Here is a 19,158-nt window from a genome sequence, read left to right as displayed (position 1 = left end):
TATCACTTTCACTTATGCACATCCTGATACAAATTTCCTTCTAAATAGTTGAATGCCTCTTTTCTTGCGTCTTTAAGCAAACAATCAATTCCGGCTCTATCGAGTTCGATACTCAATATTTTTTCAAGTTCATTAATATCTGTAAGAATGTGACCTTCTATTCCTAATCTCTTAGTTAAATCTTCTAACTTGTTTCTATTACTATCTCTAATAATTACTGCCAATTTTTTACTAAACTTAGCACCAAATATCGTTCCATGAAAAGTATCTGTAACAATACATTCCGCATTTTCAAAAGCCTTAAGTAACTCAAACGGAGTGAGTGGTTTCATGTTTTTTATCCATTTTTGTTTTCCAAAAGGAGCAATTGGCACCAAATTGTATTTTTTACAATATTTTTTTATCGCATTTATTGTATTTTCATCTGATATTCTATCTTTATAAGCATAAACAATACAATATCGCTTAGGCACTTTTCCTTTTAAATCAATATTTTTAATTTCTTCAGAAAAATCACCAACTGCAACAGGGTCTAAGTTGTAGTTACATTCTTTTCCAGTTAATATTCGTGCAAATTTTGCTGTATTTTCATCACGAACAGATATTGACTTCAAATTATCCATAGCTGCAACAATAGCTGTTCTAAGCTCTTCCGAGAGATCCTCTACTTTTGTAGAACCACAGCATGCCGCATAAGTAATTACTTTTTTAGCATTTTTCACATTACCAAATAACTGCGAATCGAATCCCCATTTAGATTTTTGCAAACAATTAAAAACTTCATCACTACCAATTACGCACACATCATACATAGTATCATTATTTGTGTTTGATATTTCCAATTTATCAATTCTAAATTGTTCAAAATGTTTTTTTGCTTCTAAATTAGAAAATTTGTTTTTCACGCGAATAATTTGCTTTACAAACCAATTTCTACTTTTTTCATCATTATGCAAAACGAGTTTTTCACACTGATCATTTAATGCCTGATTCTCACCTCTTTTTATATCTATAAATTCAACTTGATTTCCTAACGATTCAATGATTTTTTTTAAAGAATATGCCTGCAATAGTGAACCATAATTATTTATCCTTTGCATAGACAATATAGATACCTTCATTTCTTATCCTCCACACTTTCCTATAATTTCTTGAAATCTTTAACCTTAATTTATTAAGGTTAAAGATTTCAATTTTATTAAAAATTTACCTCTTTTTTGTCAAAACACTTGATAATTTTATCAAAAAATGCGGTGTTTTGCGCTATTAACTTATTGTACCATTCTCTTGCAGACGGTGCACATTTATTGATTAGTAACGATTTTTGTTCCCTGTTAATTATGGTAGTTATGTTAACTACCTAAACTTTGTTCTTAAAAAATTCACGTAAATACTATCCTGATTTCATTACTCACTTTTCATAGAATATCATTGATCAGTTTTTAAATCTTGACCTTTCCTTCACAGATGAAGAGAAAGATGGTGTTAAGCTTACTTACAAGAACAGCATTATCATTGACAAAAATGGTGTTTCTATATGCAAAGAGAGTCGACATATAAATCATGGTAGTTTTGAACTTTCAAAATACCCTATGAAATTCAGATGAATTCTAAAATTGGAAGAACCATGCATGTCTCAATGAAGGATAGTCCAAGGCTGTTTAGTATCATCATGTGACTCTGTCCAAAGGCAACTAATAAGTGAAAAGCCTCTTTGATAGTTAAAGAAAATTAAGCAAGTAGGCTTTAAATTAGGCAACATCGACACATTTCAACTAAGATATGGTACTGTCACCTCTATCACATCTTGATGCTACAGCATCTGGATACATGGGATATACCTTTTGAATTGCCCTGAGAAAATAGATTCTACGAGTGGTATAATCATTACCTACTATAACCAATTTCTCAAGGCATAACGACAGTTATGTTTATTACTTATGCTCTCTTTTTCAAATCATTCTTTGTTTTGGATAATATTCACTTTTCAGTGTTCTGATTCCTGCAAAGCTAGCATGATTAACCAGGGGTTCAAGAGATCATTCCTATATAACCAAAAATCTAAAACTTTTTTCTAATTTTCTTTCGGCTCACGTTTTCATCTAAATTACAATTCCATCTGATTAAGCATATTCCCAACATAAAGAACCAATTTAGTGAAATCTCAAACACTGCAGCTATTATCATTCCATACACAATTAATGATAAATAGAAAACTTGAATCCCTTTATCACTTTTTTTATAACAATAGTAAACAGTATATATTAGAGCAACAACGCCCAAAAATCCGAAGCTAACAAACATTTCGAGCAAACCATTCTGAGCATTCGCATAAACACCTGTAAGATTCTTCATAACTGAATTACTATATCCATGACCAACCCAAAAACTACTTAAGATTACATTCGTCAAGTATTTACCGTAAATTTCCAAACGCCCTGTAACAGTATAACTTTTTTCAAAATATTGAAATACTAGTTGATTGATAAAATCAACATTTAGTATTCTTTCAATCCATATTACAATAACTGCAGACATGATCAATGCAAGCACCACATATTTTTCATTAACTATTAACTGTCTTATTCTATCAGAAATTAGGCAAATTATAAGTAAAACTACCAACGTTACTGTTGCAGTTCCGCAATCCATATAAAATGAAAATGCGATAGAAAATACAAATATTGCACACAAAGTCACTTTATTTCGTTTTTTACTCATCTTGTGTGAAGCCCCATATAATGCTACAAGAAGAATAAACAGATACGCTGATGTAAATTTATTTCCAAACAAATAAACATCTGTATTACTATTGTTTTGTACGCCAACTATGGCAACTGAGATTATAGTTAACATGCAGTAAACAAAATTAATTTTGTACATACTATTAACTAATTTATATGAACACCCTTTATTTTTACATAATCCAGCAAAAGTATAGAGATCATAAAAAGTAAGTGCATATAACACAGAATCTAAAATATCTCTAAATGTGTAATTTTCTCTAATACCAACCACTATAGCAGATAACAGTACACACGATACAAAAATCAACGAGCAATTAAATAACTGCTTTCGTTTGCTATTACATACTATAAAGAAAAAAGTTCCTACTAATATCGCAATTTTCAATGCCTGCCTTATCGTTGCTGGCAAAAAACTCGGTTTAAATACTGCAAAAAATAAAGCATATGACATTAAACTATATACACTAATTTTATATTTATTCATCTTTCATTCCTTATTTCAAATTATTTGCAAAATAATACATCCTCAAACTTAATGCAAACAACATAGCTTTAGCTTTATCCTTAGGAAAACATGTTTTTTTCAATGGATAAAACCTATTCACATATTTATTTTTTTCTCTTTGAAAGAGTTTCCCCTCACTCATTGCTTTCATATACAGCATTGCTATATGATTATCCATCAGTTTACGTAATCTTGAATCGGTTAGCTGGCTAGATAAATAATCCAGTTCTTTACAACTATTTATTAAGTCAATTCCATTTTGTGACTTATCTTGTTTTCTTGTTATCGAATCACAACGTCTTACATAATGATAATAGGCATAATCAGAAGTAAAAATTGTATATGCACTGCAAACAACTTGCGGAGTCCATAGTTCATCTTCATGAAATATGCCAACTTTGAAATATATATTATTGGAAATCAAAAATTCCTTTTTATATACCCCAAAACAAGCGGCAGCATATAAGGATCTCTGTGACAACTCACTTTTCACAAAATCAATACCAACGTATAACTTATTTTTATCACTTTTGTAACCGTATCTCTTCTGCATTGTATTCTCATTTTCCTCATAAAAGCCAAAATAAATAACATCTGGATCATTTTGAGTTTTTATAATATTGCAAATTGTATTTAGGGAACCATCTTCGATATAATCATCTGAGTCTAAAAACAAAATATAGTTACCTCTTGCTTCCCTTAAACCAATATTTCTAGTATCAGATAATCCAGAATTCTTTTCCTTCCCTATAATCCTAACATTACTTCGATTTTCATAACGCTTTGCAATATCCAAAGAATTATCCGATGAACAATCATCAATCAATATCAATTCAAAGTTACATTTATCTTGAATCAATACGCTTTCTATACACTTTTTCAAATAATTTTCTACATTGTATATTGGTACAATTACAGATATCAACATTCTCAGCTCATCCTTCCTCACCTTTTGATTACCTCTATTCATAAACTCTATTGTATATTAATTCCATTTTCTCATATAGTATTGCTGTAGCATATTTGCTGTAGCATCCATATCAAATCCCGCATCTATCACATACTTTTGCATATTAGTATGGCATACAGAGTTTTCAGCAGAATAAAGTGCCAGTTCTGCCCATTTTCTAGCTCCTTCTTTTATGTTTATACGATTAAACAATGGCGTAATTTCTATTTCCCGTGGCAATCTTTCTGAACCTATTACTGGGATACCAGCTGCCTGAGCCTCAACTGCAACAATCCCTAAGCCTTCAAAAAGCGAAGGGAAGATAAATATATCAAATGTTTGATAAATTCGGTTCATATCTTTTCTATTACCTAAGAAAACAACACTATCTGTTAACCCCATATCAGATACTTTTTGCTTGATTTCTTGTTCTAAAGGTCCCGTACCTACAAGAACTAACATCGCATTTTCTTTCATCTTTTTAATCTGTGCAAAGACATCTATTAAAAACATGTGATTTTTTTCTGGACATAATCTTCCCACGTGTCCTACTACAAATTTCTCGTTTAACCCAAATTCTTCTCGCAAATTATTTCGCACATCTATTTGAGCAATAAATTGGGAAGAATCAATAGCATTATTTAACACCACATAATCTTTTCCTTCAAATAGATACTTTCCTGCTTCTTCTGAACAAGCCATAAAATCAGTAGCATGTCTTAAAAATAGTTTTTGCATTAATAATTTTATAAAATATTTTTTATCATGAACAATCCCATTGCTATGAGAATGAGCAATTCGAACAGGAACACCTGCTTTTTTTGCTGTTCGAAGACAAAAGTATCCTATCGTATATGCATGTACATGCACAATTTTATATTCAGGATAATCTTTTAAAATTTGATAAAGTTTTCTTTGAAATTTTGCCAAATTGAAATCTTTCCGGATAGAAGTATAGTAAATTTTTCCGCCTAATGCTATGATTTCATCATCATAAAATTGCTTTTCTGGATATTCTACAATGAAATCAAATTGTATTTTTGATCGATCAATTTTTCTGTAAATACTCATTAAAAGTGCCTGGGTTCCTCCTGCTTCCATCCGTTGTAATATATGTAAAATTCGAATTGGTTCATTCATATTATCTTTCTTTCTCCTAATCTATATACTGCTTCAACTTCTCTACCACTTTAGATGGAATAATACTTTTTACACGTTCTTTTATTCTCAAACCCACTTTTATTTTTTTAATAAATCTTTCATCATCAATTTCAAAATAAAAATTATCACGTGTTAATGGTCTTAAAGTTGGTTGTTGTAAATTATGCTGCTTAATTAGCACTTCATCCAATGTGACAGGAATAATTTCTGAATCAACTCGCATCAAATCTAAAAGTTTTTTTCCATTTTCAGTGTTTACAACTACTGAAGAAACACCTAATGCAGATGAAAATTCCGAATGACATCTATTTATTCCCCAAAAATCTCCTACCGTTAAATCTGCTGGCCTATTTAGATTAGCAAATTTACATTGATAGCAGCTTTCTCGATAACAGTCTCCATCCATGAAGTGTTTTCCATATTTATCAAGAGCTAATATCTTTGTCTTTATCTTTGTCTTTGTCTTTGTCTTTAAAAGATACTGTGTGCCCCAACCACGTTTATCTTTGGAACGAAAATTAAAATAAATAATACTACCTTTCATTCTTCGTTCTTGATATTCAAAATATTTTTGCAGAAATTTAGGAGAGGGTACACCATGGCAAATCAAATCTATAGTATATAGGTTATCATAATTTCTTCCTAAGAACGCATACAAACCTGCAATTTGGCATGGTGATCCTGTAAACAGAACCATTTTACCACTTTCCAATCTTGCTTTTGCCTTTGAAAATGTATCTTTTAAATCAGATTGGACATATTTAGATGATTGAATTCTCTTTCGACCTTCCTCATCTGATACTTCAATATGACTTACTGAAAAATTCTCGTCATAGGCTGCACCATAAGCATAACCGCCTTGATCCAACACTGCTTTGACCGCTACATCCGATGCACCTCCAGATGCAGAATTAAATAAGAAGCTTTTATCTTTTGCCTTTAATGCATAAGCCTCTAGTGGATGATGTTCTTCTTTTTCAGTCTTATTTATCGGACATTTCTTTAAACATAGACCACACTTCACGCAAACATCCTCTGCAATAACAGGATATAGAAAACCCTCAGAGTTTTCTTTGATTGTAATACATTTTAGGGGGCAAGATTGTTCACAGCTTCTACAACCTACGCAATCCATTCCAATTTTAGCTATTGTTTCCATTCTAAGCCCTCCTGACTTCAATTCACTTCATGTTTTAAATATTCAAACGTTCTCATTCGTTCTTTATTAATAAATGTATGCACCGTATCATAATCAATGGACTCGCTCTGATGTGCAAAGACTTCATCAATATTAAAAGCAATTCTCTCTGGTAACCCCAATCTAACTAATAAATCTGTTAATTTCTCCTCATTTCCATATGATGTACCAACACTTTTACGTACAAGTGTTGTAAATTTTTGTCTTGTAATAATAGAAAAAATCGTACCATGAAACGTATCTGTAATAATTTCTTCAGCATTTGCAAAATAAGCCAAAACTTCAAAGGGAGAACAATTTACAAAACGATCTGCGCATCGTTGTACCCCTCCTATTGCATAAATTTTTAATCCTTTATTCTTTGCATACGCTGCAATTTTATCTGATTCTTCTTTTGAAATACGTCCAGAATATGCGTATAAAATCATGTATTTTTCTTTGATTTGAAGTGTAGGTATTCTATTGCATTTTCCGATATAGTCATATGCTAACACTGGATCAAGATGATTTAGTACTTCTCTTCCTGTCAAAACATGTACCGTCTGTCTTGAATTTTCATCCCGTACAGATATACAATTGAACTTCTTTAATAACTCACCAACTTCACTAGTTTTATTGTATTCTTTAAGTTTTTCTACTGTTGTATTTCCAAAAGATGCAGCATAAGAAATTAATTTATTTGCTTTATTATTTGCACCAAATAATTCAAGGGAATATCCAACATTTGGATTCTTCTGCACACAATTAAATACTTCATCACTTCCAATAACCAAAACATCCAATTCAGGAGTATAATTGGGTTGAACAGTCAATCCAAGTAAATTATGATATTTATTCGCAAATTGCTTCTTGTATAAAATAAATTGCAATTTTTGCTTTAACGGTGCATCATATGCCAACGCTTCAAACACTTTATATATTTTTCCTAAAGCACTTTTTTTATTTGCATCATTTGACTCGATTAAAGGCATTCCAACTCGATAATCTACAAATTGAACTTCATGTCCTTGTTCTTCAAGAAGTGTTTTAAGTGCGTATGCTTGAAGAAAAGACCCATAATTTATTATCCTTTGCATTGATAAAATACCGACTTTAGTCATTTTGTTTTCTCCTTTTAGTAAAATCGTTTACTATTGTCTCGAGTCCTTGATTAAAAGCCTCATTATTATTTTTCATCCCAGAAGGCATACCATCAACAGCTTCATCATAATTTTCAATAATTTGCTTTAATTCATTTATCTCATTGACTAGTATAATTGTTCCCATTCTCTCTGCAACAGCTTTAGCAAACTCCACTTGATGATCATTAACATGCTCATTGAACTGCTTCTGTCTAGGTACAACAATCGGTGTCTTTCCAATTTGAAGAGGCATTATAAAACTTGCTGGTCCTCCATGAGTAATAACAATTCGAGCATCAGCAACATTTTCCACCATTTCTTTATACGGAAGTAGTTTGCTCCATTTGCAATATTTGGGTTCATAAGTACTATAACCTGTTTGCATTATTACTTCCTCACTTATAAAACCATCTCGTTTTAAGTTATCTATATACTCAATCAACCTATTAAAAGGCTGTTCATGTGTTCCAACTGTAACAAATATCATATTAATCCCCCTCTTAAAATATACTACCTAAATTTATCGCTTTAGGATAAACGCTTTTCATTTCTTCCCATTGTACAATGAATTTATCCGTAATAGGATATACTAATTTTCCAGATAAAGTAGGTTTATCAATACGATCAAAAACTTCTATATATATTAGTTTAGCACCAAAAATTTTACCTAAATAAAAGAAAGGAACAGACACTGCTGCACCAGAAGAAATAATTACATCTGGTTTTTCAGTATGAAGAACTTTCCACGCAACAATTGTATTTCGTATCAAATTTTTTATATTTCTATTCGTTGGATAATAACATGGATACATTTTTTCATCTTTTAGTAGACTTTTTGCATCTTTTTTATCAAATGTAACCCAAAATCTATCCTTATTTTCCCAAAATGGTTTTAACATATATAAATGAGTTAAATGTCCTCCACTAGATCCTACTAAACATACTTTCATTTCTTCACCTCATTTTATTTAATAATTTCATTTACAAAAGTTTTCGCAGAACTAATAGAATCAGTATTTGGTCGCATAACATACAAAGGTGTACTTCCATAAGAATACGTAGGCACCATATCGCCTGTACCATCTACTAGAGTGCTTTGTACATCCCATTTTGACATATCATTGATTTGCATCTGAATTAGTGCTGTTATCTCATCTGTTTTCAAATTTGTTTGAAACATACCTTGTACTGCGTTTAGTATTGATTCATAATTCTTGATAATATTGGTTGTTGTCATCTTATTAATCATTGCACGAATCACTTCTTGTTGGTTCTCACCACGATGACGATCTCCTGCATTATAGGCATAGCGTTCTCTTGCAAAGCCTAACGCACAAGCTCCATTTACATGATTCTTGCCTTGTTTGATATTACATCCTGCACCATGAAGTAAATTCACATCTTGATCTGAATTAATATCTATACCACCTAATGCATCTACCATCGTTGTTAAGGTATCAAAATTGATTCTGACATTGTAGTTAATATCTACTCCTAAGATGTTTTCAATTGTTGCCTGACTTACTTCCACGCCATACAAACCAGCGTGTGTCAGTTTATCCATGGCTCCAGTTTCACAAACACCATCATGGCATTGTAATGGAACATAATAATCACGTGGAATAAAGATTAATCCAATCTTTTTCTTCACTGGATTTACTGCCATCAACATATTCACATCACTACGACTTGTTGTTGTGATAGGCCCTGTTGTATCAATGCCTGAAATATAAACAATGAAACTTTCTTTTGTCACTGAAGCTGATTTAAGATTTTCAATCGTTTTTTGTTTATCCAATGTGTAAATTACCTTCGTATCAGATTCAAATTTTTTATCAATCAGATTAAAGCTGTCGCGAAATCCTTCATTCATGATGATTGCATCTGTTTTTTCGTCTAACAGATCTTGAAGCATTTCTTCTCCACTTGCGTATTCTGTTTTAGATACTTGATTCCTAAATTGCTCGTTTAAACGATTTAACATAAAATCAGTATTCTCACGATCAATATTTTTCATGATACCGAACTGTTTTCCATCTAAATCTTCTATTTTTTGAAAAGCGCTATTTTTTTTCACAAGTACTGAAACTGTTGTTGTTTGGATATTTCCATTTGAAATCTTATCGATGGTTTGTTGAACTTTATTGATGACTTTTACATTCACAAATATCATTAAAATACTCAAAACAATAGCTAATACTTTACTACCTATTTTCACTGCTTTATTCGTTTTACTTGCTACTTGCATAAATATTACTAAACCTAATAAAATAGCTAAAACTAGAATAACTAAAATCAAATACTTCATTGGAAGAATTTTATAAACACTATAAGATAAAATCAAGCTGGCAATTAATTGTATAATCCAGAAAATATGTTTACCAAATTTTTTTATATTTTCCATTACGATTTGCCTTCTTCCTTTTCTAATTTCAACTTGTATTCATGTACTAATTTGTAATAAGTTGATCTTTTCATACCCAATTCTTCACGATAAGATTCATGAGTTAGTTCTTTATTAAAAATTCTATCTAATTGATATTCAAAATCATCCGGTCTTACGACTCTTGGACGCCCAAATCTTCCTTCGCCTTTATATTTTTTCTCTAAAGCTTTCTCAATTCCTACTCTTTGAAGCTCTCTTGCTTTATTTCTTCTGCTGAAATTTAAAAACTCTATCAATTCCAACAACAAAGTCGCATCAATCGTTTTCTTATCTAAACATGTTAACTGAATTTTCCTATTTTTAACTGTTTCTAATTTATTCTTTAATTCTTCTTCATCAAAAGATAACATTTCTATAGAAGGAATAAAAACTGTATCTTCTTTTTTAATCTTTGATAATAAATCTTTCCAGTTTTTGTCTTCTCTGTTTTCATCGATATAAACTTGTTTTTCTGACAAATGCACAGATTGTAAAATCGCATCCTGTTGCTTATGATCAGGAATATACGCATAAAAATAATTCACCTTATGCCTCCTTTATGACTCACTATTATAGTAATAGCCATAATAATGTTTCGCTTCTGCTTCTACTTTTGTAAGTACAGTTCCAAGAATATTGGCACCATTTCTTTGAAGCTGTGTGATTGCCGCTTTTGCATCATTTTTGTTTGTTTCTTTCGCTGATACTACATAGATTGTTCCATCAGTAACTGTACTCACTGGAATTGCATCTGCCACCGCATCTACTGGTGGACAATCAATCACGATGAAATCAAATCTTGTTCTTAGTTTTTCTATTAAATGATTAAACTTTTCACTTGATAAAAGCTCCAATGGATTAGGTACCTTCATTCCACTTGTTAGTAAATAAAGCTTTCCATCACTTGTGTTATCCTTGAATTTCTGGAAATATGTATCATCATTTACATCAAAACTATCAAAGTTCTTCATTAAGTTGCTTAATCCGACTTTATTAGAAACATTAAATATCTTATGTTGTACTGGTTTTCTTAAATCACAATCCATCAATAAGACATTGTGATATTTCGCAATACTCACTGTTGCTAAATTTGATGCCACAGAACTTTTTCCTTCAGCTGGATTTGTACTTGTTAGATTGACTACTTGAATATCTCCTTCAAATTGTGAATATTCAATATTCGTTCTTAACTGTCGATATACTTCTGAAAAATCAAACTGCGATTGTTTGATAGTTTTTTTCTTTTTCTTATCATGTCGCTTTGGCGCAAGTTTTCTTTCCATCCTATCTTCCTTTCTTTCTTAATCTATCGAAGATAGATCTTTTCTTTATGACTTCCATTCCTTCTAAAGTTTCATTTTGAATAATATGTTTGGGATTAACTTGTAATAAAAGGATTGCATTTTCTTTTCCATATTCTTTTTCAATTAGTGAATACACATCAGAAAGCTTTGCGATACGATGACCTTCACTTCTGTGTGTATCACTTGCTATCACATGTACCATGCCTTCTCTTAAAAGCTTTTCTGCATTCTTCCTACAAATATCCCCATGTGTTCCTAAAAGACTTGTTCGATTGACTTGGATATAACAACCTAGTTCTATCCATGACTGTACTCTATCTAAATCAATACCTTTTGGAAAATAACGCTCTACATGTGCGATAACAGGTCGATATCCTCTGACTTTTAATTCATACAGATAATCTTCCGCATAATCGTTATGATCCATATTTCGTCTAACATCAAATTCCACTAATAAATATTTAGAATCTGCTAATGTATTAAATGCTTTGCTATCAATCATATCTAAATACTCATGGTTCAGAAAAACTTCTGAACCGCTGTATATTTCAATATCATAAGTTTTTGCTAATTCCTTCAATTCCTCTATTCGATCATTGATGATATCAATATTTGATACATCATGAAGCCCTGGCACAAAATGAGGTGTAGATATGATCGTTGTAATACCATCTTTTTTTGCTTGTTGTAATGCAATGATGGCATCTTCTTTAGATGGCATCCCATCATCGATTTCCCAAGCTAAATGATTGTGTATATCAATAAACTCCATACCTTAATCCTCAAACCAAGGAATTTCTCCTAATACTGGTACACCTAAGAAGCTTTCTGCCTCCGCTTTCGTTTTCAAACGTTTATCAAATAGATATTGTAAGAATACATATCCACATGAAAGCAATAGACCGGCCATAGCACCAATTACTGTATTCATCTTTTTACTTGGTGATACAGGTACATCGTTTACTTTTGGCTGATCAGATATCGTCATATTTTTGATATCCAGTTTTTCCTGCATTTCCTTAAAGAAGATATCTACTGTTTTACTAACGATTGCCTGTGATTTCTTAGGATCATCGGTTGTTGCTTTTACATCTATAATTTCTGTTTCGTTCACATTCGTAATAGAAAGTGAATTTTTTACTTCTTCTACATTCTCAATATTCAATTCATCCGCAACTTTAGATAAGATTGTTTCCCCCTGCATCAAGGAAACATAGTTATTGACCATCTTTGAATTTGAGTTTACCGCATTATAATCTGCATACCCCTGTTCGGTTACTTTTGGTATCAGATAGATTCTTGCGGAACTTGCATACTTCTTCGTCATAAAGAAATTGGTCACAAGAAATGCTATGACTGCACCTAATACTGTACAGATTACAATCATCTTGATATTCTTCTTTAAAAGCTTCATTAAAGCACTGATATCAATTTCTATTTCATCATTTGTTTTATTTATTTCATCCATAAAATTAACTCCTTCATTTATCCGCTTCAAACAAGTAAAAAGGACATACTTCTCCCTTCCCCCACATGCAGTGTTGAACGGTTAAGTATGTCCTTGAATGTTTGTATAGTGCGCTTTGACAACTACTACGCTGATTCATATCTTTTTAATAATCTCTAAAGAGACTGTAACATTGACTTCCTTGTTTAATAAGTCAAGACTAAGCACTGCTTTTTTCTTATGACGATCAATTCTGGTGATATAACTTTCATAACCTTTTAAAGGCCCTTCTGTAATCATAACTTTATCATTTTCAATATAGCCTGTAGACTTTGTGACTTTATAATCATGATTCAATAAGCCTTCCAGATACTTTCTTTCATAATCTCTCAGTGCTGGTGTTTCCTCATCAAATTTTAATTCTTTGATGATACCTGTTTTCTTCATTCTGATATTTTTCAACAAATCTTGAAAATCTTTTGAAGGGATATCACTTTCAATAAACAGATAGCTTGGAAACATCACTTTTTCCACAAAAAATTCTTTGCCTTGTTTGGTATGAATGATTTCAATCTTAGGGATGAATACTTTCCAGTTATCATATTCCTGATTCATAAAATCACAAATCTGCTGTTCCTTGCCACCCATGACAAATAGCACATACCAGTTTGTTTTATTCTCCATCAAAGGGCACCCTCGCCTTTGAATACCATCTTGACTGTTTTAATTAATATCGTTAAATCCAGCCAAATGGTCCAATTCCTATAATAATAATCATCCATTTTCAGACGATCATCGAAGCTGACATCGCTTCTTCCATGGCTTTGCCACATCCCGGTAACACCAGGTGTACAGCCAATTACACTGTTATAATATATGCCCATATCTTTGATTTCTCTTGGCAGATATGGTCTTGGTCCCACCATGCTCATTTCACCTTTAATGACATTAATGAACTGTGGAAACTCATCTAAGCTCTTTTCTCTCAATACTTTTCCTGCTGCGGTGATTCTTGGGTCATTACGTAGCTTTTTGTTTGTTTCATATTCTTCTCTGATAGCAGGATTTTCTTCCATCAGCTTTTCTAACACTGTTTCAGCATTCGGTACCATCGTTCTAAATTTATAAATTTTAAACGGTTTGCCATTTTTACCAATACGCTCCTGTGTAAAGAAGATGGGATCATAATCCCCATTTGCATGGTTCTTTTTACGAACATAGAAATATAGTGGCAATAAAATAATCATTCCTGCAAGTCCCCCAGCAATATCAATCAACCGCTTCATGATCAAGGCACCTTTCGTTGTTTTTCCTTTCGCAGTAGAAATAACCAACATTCCATCAAAATCCTGTACTTTGGTATCAAATGTTACCATCCCAGAAGTTCTTGGCAGATATTTGATTTTTTCTACTTTATTGTAAAGAATACTCATAAAGTGATCCATTTGTTTTCTTGAAGCATTAGGAATGGCGATAATCGCTGTATCAATATCCTGTTGTTCAATAACCTTGACTAAATTTTTAACAGGATAAATATCTCCTTCTACCTCAATCGATTGATGAATGCGTGGAAATAATTCTTTATCATTTACATCCACATATCCAACAACTTCCATGAGTGAAAATCGATTTGTTTTTACCACATGTCCAAGCTGTTGTGCTTCTTTTCCAGTACCGATGATTAATACACGTTCCTTGGCATAATTGCGAAGAAGAATACGAATGGTACGGCTGATAAACACATCAAATATAAACATCAGAAATGTTATCAATAAATTAAATAACAAAAGATATAAAACACGTTTACCAATAGGGATCAATAGCAGACTTGCCATATAGAAACATAAATGGCTTTTGATCAGCAATTGAACCTCTTCCCAGATAAGTAAAGTAGATACCCGGTAATGGCCAAACATTGCTTGAATCATAAAATAAAGAATAACAAAACGTAACGTATAATCCATTGAATTACGAACCAACAGCATGATTAGCAGAACAAAGAGTACCTCAGATAAGAAATTAACAATTCCTATATTTGTTTTTGTCCTCATTGTTTTCGAAATTCATAGGAACCATTTCTGGTCTACTTTCTTTCCCCTCCTCCTTCTTCATAGCTGTACGATAATCTATATAAGTTCATATTTATAGATTTAATATATATGATAAAACCAGTATAAACTGTTTTTATACACATTTTAAGTTCCTTAAATATAAGTTTTATAGATTTAACTGGTACAGAATCAAACTCGTTATGTAAAGATAACGAGATGTATTTATGACTCTCCCTAATCATGTAACCTTTACCATTCTACTACATATAAATTCCATAATCAAGAAAAATTTTCTACTTTTGTAATCTTTTTTAGACTTTTAAACAAAACGAATTTATATACATTAATGTAAGCCTTTTCGCTAATACATTTAAAATACGTGTACGTTTGTATCTTATAAAGGATAAACCAGCAATATTGCCTGTACATGAATTCATTCTTCTTAGAAATATCGCTTTATTAATAATTCAAAGTTTTCATAAATCTTAACAAACCTATATAGCCTCCTATGGAATTCTTTACTTTTTAAACCTCTTTCTCTATCTTTTATCCTTACATCGGCGTATAATAATACAGTAATTAAGGGAGCGTTTTAAATGAAAAATGAAGGTAAAACAAAAGGTCTGATGACCGAGGGTGTCATCTGGAAAGAACTGCTGCTGTTTTCCATTCCATTATTATTAGGAAACCTGTTTCAGCAGTTATACAACGCAGTGGATTCCATTGTTGTAGGAAATTATATAGGACCACAGGCACTTGCGGCGGTAGGTTCCAGTGCACCTCTGATTAACTTGCTGGTAAGTTTTTTTATGGGATTGTCTGTTGGTGCTGGAGTCATTATATCCCGTTATTTTGGCGCACGCATGCATGATTCTCTACAGGATGCAATTCATACATCTTTAGCATTTACACTATTAGCGGGTATCGTCATGACGATTGTTGGTGTCATCGCCAGTCCATTAATTCTGGAACTGATGGGAACACCAGAAGATGTTATGGTCAATTCTGTATTGTATTTGCGTATTTATTTCTTAGGTGTAATTTCCGTTATGATGTATAACATGGGAAGTGGAATCTTACGTTCTGTAGGAGATAGTAAAAATCCCCTATACTTCCTGATTGTATCATCCGTATTAAATATTATTCTGGATTTATTGTTTGTTGTGGTATTTAAAATGGGGATTGCCGGTGTGGCATGGGCGACATTGATTGCTCAAACAACAAGTATGTTACTAACGATGCTTTTGCTTGTGAAAACAAAACAGGAATACAAAGTCACCATACGTAAAATAAAAATCCACAAGCAGACATTAATGGATATCATTCGTTTAGGTCTGCCTAGTGGACTTCAAAATGCAATCGTATCTTTCTCAAATGTCATTGTACAAACAAATATCAATGCCTTTGGTTCTTTGGCAATGGCAGGTTGTGGTTCTTATACTAAAATTGATGGATTCGTCATTCTACCTGCGATGAGTTTTGCGATGGCACTTACAACATTCACAGGCCAAAATATGGGTGCACAAAAATATGATCGTGTTAAAAAAGGTGGAAAAACAGGCTGTATTATGAGCTGTATTACCACAATCTCCATTAGCGCAATCTTATTAATCTTTGGACCACAGGTTCTTGAAATCTTCTCTAGTGACCCTGTTGTTATCGATTATGGTTTATATATGATGCATGTACTTGTGCCAGGATATGTATTCTTAGCATTATCTCATGCATTTGCAGGAATTGTTCGTGGTGCCGGTATTACTACAATTCCTATGATTGTCATGGTTACTTGCTGGTGTGGTATTCGTATGGCATGGATTCTAACAAGCGTTCCACTATTCCATGACATTGGCTTTGTTTTCGCAGGATGGCCAGTCAGCTGGGTGATTAGTTCACTATGGTTATTTATATATTATCGCAGAGGCAAATGGTTAAAGAAATACGAAACAGTAGAAGCTTAGTAAACAAAAAGCTCTTGTCAGCTATTGGCAGGAGCTTTTCTAATCTAAAATTTTTAATTTTATATATTGCTTAGGACTATTTTTGGGACCTATACGTTCAACTAAACCTTTATTGATCAATTTTCTTATATTGGAATTAATGGTAGTAGATGATAATCCCATATAGCTTTCAATTGACTTTCTTGTTGCTTTCCCTCTATTTGAAATAAAATAAAGAATGCGTCTTTCATTATCATCTAATGAATCCCACAAATTTTCATTAAAAACATTTTCTAACCATGTTTTTTTTCTTAATCTTCTCATAACGATATTATTTTTTAAAATTAAAAGAACATTATTGTATGGCATAGAATACTCTGGTTCATCTAGAAAATACATTTCCATATCTTTGTAAATCCTTTTTACTCCTTCATTTAATTCACGTACCCATCCAAACTCAGTTAATACTCTTGCTATTTTAGGATTACGTGAATATCTCGTCTCTTTTATATTTTCCAATGTCACAATATTTGGCAATTTCCCTGGACTTGATATTTCCAATCGATCGTCAAACATAGAAATTTTGATATAATCTCCTTGTAAAGAATAAAGACGATGTGTAACAGCATTTGTGATGCCTTCTAACCAAGCAAATTCAGGATATTCTGGCACAGTAATAAATTTTCCTGATTCACTTAACATTGTAAACTCTCGTAATTGTGAAGATATCACTTTTTTAGCTTCTTCTATAATTTTCAATAATGGATATTCAATATTAATGTCCTTAATTATGTTAATTTCTTTTCCTACTTGCATATACTCACCATCATAACGCAAAAATCGTATTCTACAATTAGGATAAAATTGCATTATATTTTTAGCAAATAACAATACTGCAGCATTCGTTAAATATTCTTTATTATCTTTCTTCATGATAAATCCTCTAGCCTTTAACACTTGATATGTAGTTAAATGATTTGCGGAAATTTTATCTTTGTATTGATTCAATAAGTCATCATCTAAATCCTCAATACTAGCATTATAATTTATTTCATCTTCATACATCCTTGTATTTTTAGAATATTCGAGATTTAATAAGTCATCTCCTTTTAATTCTTTACTCTTATCTCCTATCCTCAAATATGTAGAATCATTTGATGTTCTAATGATCCTTTCTGTTTCTGCCATTATATGAAACAAGATAATTTTATCTTTTTCACCCTTATCATTTATAACATCTAGATATTCTATTTTATGGTTAGGTGTTGGTTTGCAATATTCATGAGGAGCAGCAATAAAGTCATTTAAATTTTTATGATCTAAATGATTAATTCCTTCAATCTTTCTAGTTTTATCACTAACGCCAACTACAATAACACCACCCTCCGCATTTGCAAAAGCAGAAAAGTGTGGAGCTAAATCCTTTGGTTTAATTTGAGAGGATTTTAAATCAAAATATATGCATTCAGCCTCATTCTTAATATAATTTATATCTATAATCGGATTAATTTCAGATTGTTCCATATTTTTCCCTCCACTAAGTACTTTCTATATTTTACCCCAAACTGCATGAAACTTAAACATTTTTAAGTATTCTATATATTTTGAAGTTTTAAATATATCTGATAATCGCTTATTAAACATCTCGTTACAACACCACTTAACAGATGTTGTTTCATACTTAACGGCGATATTTCAGGACTTAACGCTTGATTTATCTGTTATTTACTGCATTTTCAACATCTACTTAACACCTTTTTATAGCTACTTAACGGACCTTTAAACCTACTTAACAGCGATATTTCAGGACTTAACGCTTGATTTACCTGTTATTTACTGCATTTTCAACATCTACTTAACACCTTTTTATAGCTACATAACGGACCTTTGAGCTTACTTAACGGCGATATTCTCAAACTTAACACTTGATTTTTCCTGTTATTTACTGCATTTTCAACATCTACTTAACACCTTTTTATAGCTACTTAACGGACCTTTGAACCTACTTAACGGCGATATTCTCAAACTTAACACTTGATTTTTCCTGTTATTTACTGCTATTTCAACATCTACTTAACCCCTTTTTATAGCTACATAACGGACCTTTGAGCTTACTTAACGGCGATATTCTCAAACTTAACACTTGATTTTTCCTGTTATTTACTGCTATTTCAACATCTACTTAACCCCTTTTTATAGCTACATAACGGACCTTTGAGCTTACTTAACGGCGATATTTCAGGACTTAATTCTTAATTTACCTGTTATTTACTGCTATTTCAACATCTACTTGACACCTTTTTATAGCTACTT

At 31.9% G+C, this 19,158-nt stretch carries 17 protein-coding genes; 1 reads left to right on the top strand and 16 read right to left on the bottom strand.

Annotated features, from left to right (window positions below):
• Positions 1–8: 8 nt before the first annotated feature.
• The 15 genes from DW761_RS02275 to DW761_RS02205 form a co-directional block, all read right to left on the bottom strand.
• Positions 9–1,121: a polysaccharide pyruvyl transferase family protein gene (locus DW761_RS02275; RefSeq protein ID WP_117454293.1), complete on the bottom strand. Its 1,113-nt coding sequence runs from the start codon at positions 1,119–1,121 to the stop codon at positions 9–11.
• Between the two features lie 940 nt (positions 1,122–2,061).
• On the bottom strand, positions 2,062–3,231 hold the full coding sequence (locus DW761_RS02270; RefSeq protein ID WP_117454294.1) for an O-antigen ligase family protein: 1,170 nt from the start codon (positions 3,229–3,231) through the stop codon (positions 2,062–2,064).
• Between the two features lie 10 nt (positions 3,232–3,241).
• Positions 3,242–4,180: a glycosyltransferase gene (locus tag DW761_RS02265; RefSeq protein WP_158552275.1), complete on the bottom strand. Its 939-nt coding sequence runs from the start codon at positions 4,178–4,180 to the stop codon at positions 3,242–3,244.
• A 57-nt stretch (positions 4,181–4,237) separates the two neighbouring features.
• Positions 4,238–5,341, bottom strand: a complete 1,104-nt coding sequence (locus tag DW761_RS02260) for a glycosyltransferase family 1 protein (RefSeq protein ID WP_117454296.1) — start codon at positions 5,339–5,341, stop codon at positions 4,238–4,240.
• 16 nt (positions 5,342–5,357) lie between these two features.
• Complete coding sequence (locus DW761_RS02255; RefSeq protein ID WP_117454297.1) at positions 5,358–6,521, bottom strand: Coenzyme F420 hydrogenase/dehydrogenase, beta subunit C-terminal domain; 1,164 nt, start codon at positions 6,519–6,521, stop codon at positions 5,358–5,360.
• Between the two features lie 17 nt (positions 6,522–6,538).
• Positions 6,539–7,660, bottom strand: a complete 1,122-nt coding sequence (locus tag DW761_RS02250; RefSeq protein WP_117454298.1) for a polysaccharide pyruvyl transferase family protein — start codon at positions 7,658–7,660, stop codon at positions 6,539–6,541.
• Positions 7,653–8,168, bottom strand: a complete 516-nt coding sequence (locus DW761_RS02245) for a glycosyltransferase (protein WP_117454299.1) — start codon at positions 8,166–8,168, stop codon at positions 7,653–7,655. Before DW761_RS02245 ends, DW761_RS02250 begins: the two co-directional genes overlap by 8 nt.
• Positions 8,169–8,181: 13 nt before the next feature.
• Positions 8,182–8,631 (bottom strand): PssD/Cps14F family polysaccharide biosynthesis glycosyltransferase, encoded by a 450-nt coding sequence (gene pssD / locus DW761_RS02240; RefSeq protein ID WP_117454300.1) that lies wholly within the window; start codon positions 8,629–8,631, stop codon positions 8,182–8,184.
• A gap of 14 nt (positions 8,632–8,645) precedes the next feature.
• Positions 8,646–10,085 (bottom strand): LCP family protein, encoded by a 1,440-nt coding sequence (locus DW761_RS02235; RefSeq protein ID WP_117454301.1) that lies wholly within the window; start codon positions 10,083–10,085, stop codon positions 8,646–8,648.
• Positions 10,085–10,651 carry a hypothetical protein gene (locus DW761_RS02230; protein WP_117454302.1) on the bottom strand — a complete coding sequence of 189 codons (567 nt, stop codon included), beginning with the start codon at positions 10,649–10,651 and terminating at the stop codon, positions 10,085–10,087. Before DW761_RS02230 ends, DW761_RS02235 begins: the two co-directional genes overlap by 1 nt.
• 12 nt (positions 10,652–10,663) lie before the next feature.
• Positions 10,664–11,389, bottom strand: a complete 726-nt coding sequence (locus tag DW761_RS02225; RefSeq protein ID WP_117454303.1) for a CpsD/CapB family tyrosine-protein kinase — start codon at positions 11,387–11,389, stop codon at positions 10,664–10,666.
• Between the two features lies 1 nt (position 11,390).
• Positions 11,391–12,182: a tyrosine-protein phosphatase gene (locus DW761_RS02220; protein WP_117454304.1), complete on the bottom strand. Its 792-nt coding sequence runs from the start codon at positions 12,180–12,182 to the stop codon at positions 11,391–11,393.
• 3 nt (positions 12,183–12,185) lie between these two features.
• The gene (locus tag DW761_RS02215; RefSeq protein ID WP_117454305.1) at positions 12,186–12,878 is read right to left on the bottom strand and encodes a YveK family protein; all 693 of its coding nucleotides are present in this window, start codon (positions 12,876–12,878) and stop codon (positions 12,186–12,188) included.
• 135 nt (positions 12,879–13,013) lie between these two features.
• Positions 13,014–13,541 (bottom strand): antiterminator LoaP, encoded by a 528-nt coding sequence (gene loaP / locus DW761_RS02210; protein WP_117454306.1) that lies wholly within the window; start codon positions 13,539–13,541, stop codon positions 13,014–13,016.
• Entirely contained in the window at positions 13,541–14,821 is a 1,281-nt protein-coding gene (locus DW761_RS02205; protein ID WP_158552276.1) for an exopolysaccharide biosynthesis polyprenyl glycosylphosphotransferase, read from the bottom strand. Before DW761_RS02205 ends, loaP begins: the two co-directional genes overlap by 1 nt.
• A gap of 683 nt (positions 14,822–15,504) precedes the next feature.
• Between DW761_RS02205 and DW761_RS02200 the strand changes: the two genes are divergently transcribed.
• Positions 15,505–16,866 (top strand): MATE family efflux transporter, encoded by a 1,362-nt coding sequence (locus DW761_RS02200; protein WP_117454308.1) that lies wholly within the window; start codon positions 15,505–15,507, stop codon positions 16,864–16,866.
• Positions 16,867–16,905: 39 nt separating this feature from the next.
• On the opposite strand, the gene DW761_RS02195 is transcribed toward DW761_RS02200, so the two are convergent.
• Positions 16,906–18,369, bottom strand: coding sequence for an ATP-binding protein (locus DW761_RS02195; protein WP_117516316.1), 1,464 nt, complete (start codon positions 18,367–18,369; stop codon positions 16,906–16,908).
• Between the last annotated feature and the right edge of the window lie 789 nt (positions 18,370–19,158).

Origin of the sequence: Absiella sp. AM29-15 (genome assembly GCF_003434225.1) — a bacterium.
Taxonomy (GTDB): Bacteria; Bacillota_I; Bacilli_A; order Erysipelotrichales; family Erysipelotrichaceae; genus Hoskinsella; species Hoskinsella hominis.
Note: the sequence above shows the minus strand (reverse complement) of the source record. Positions and strands in the feature narration are given on the sequence as shown.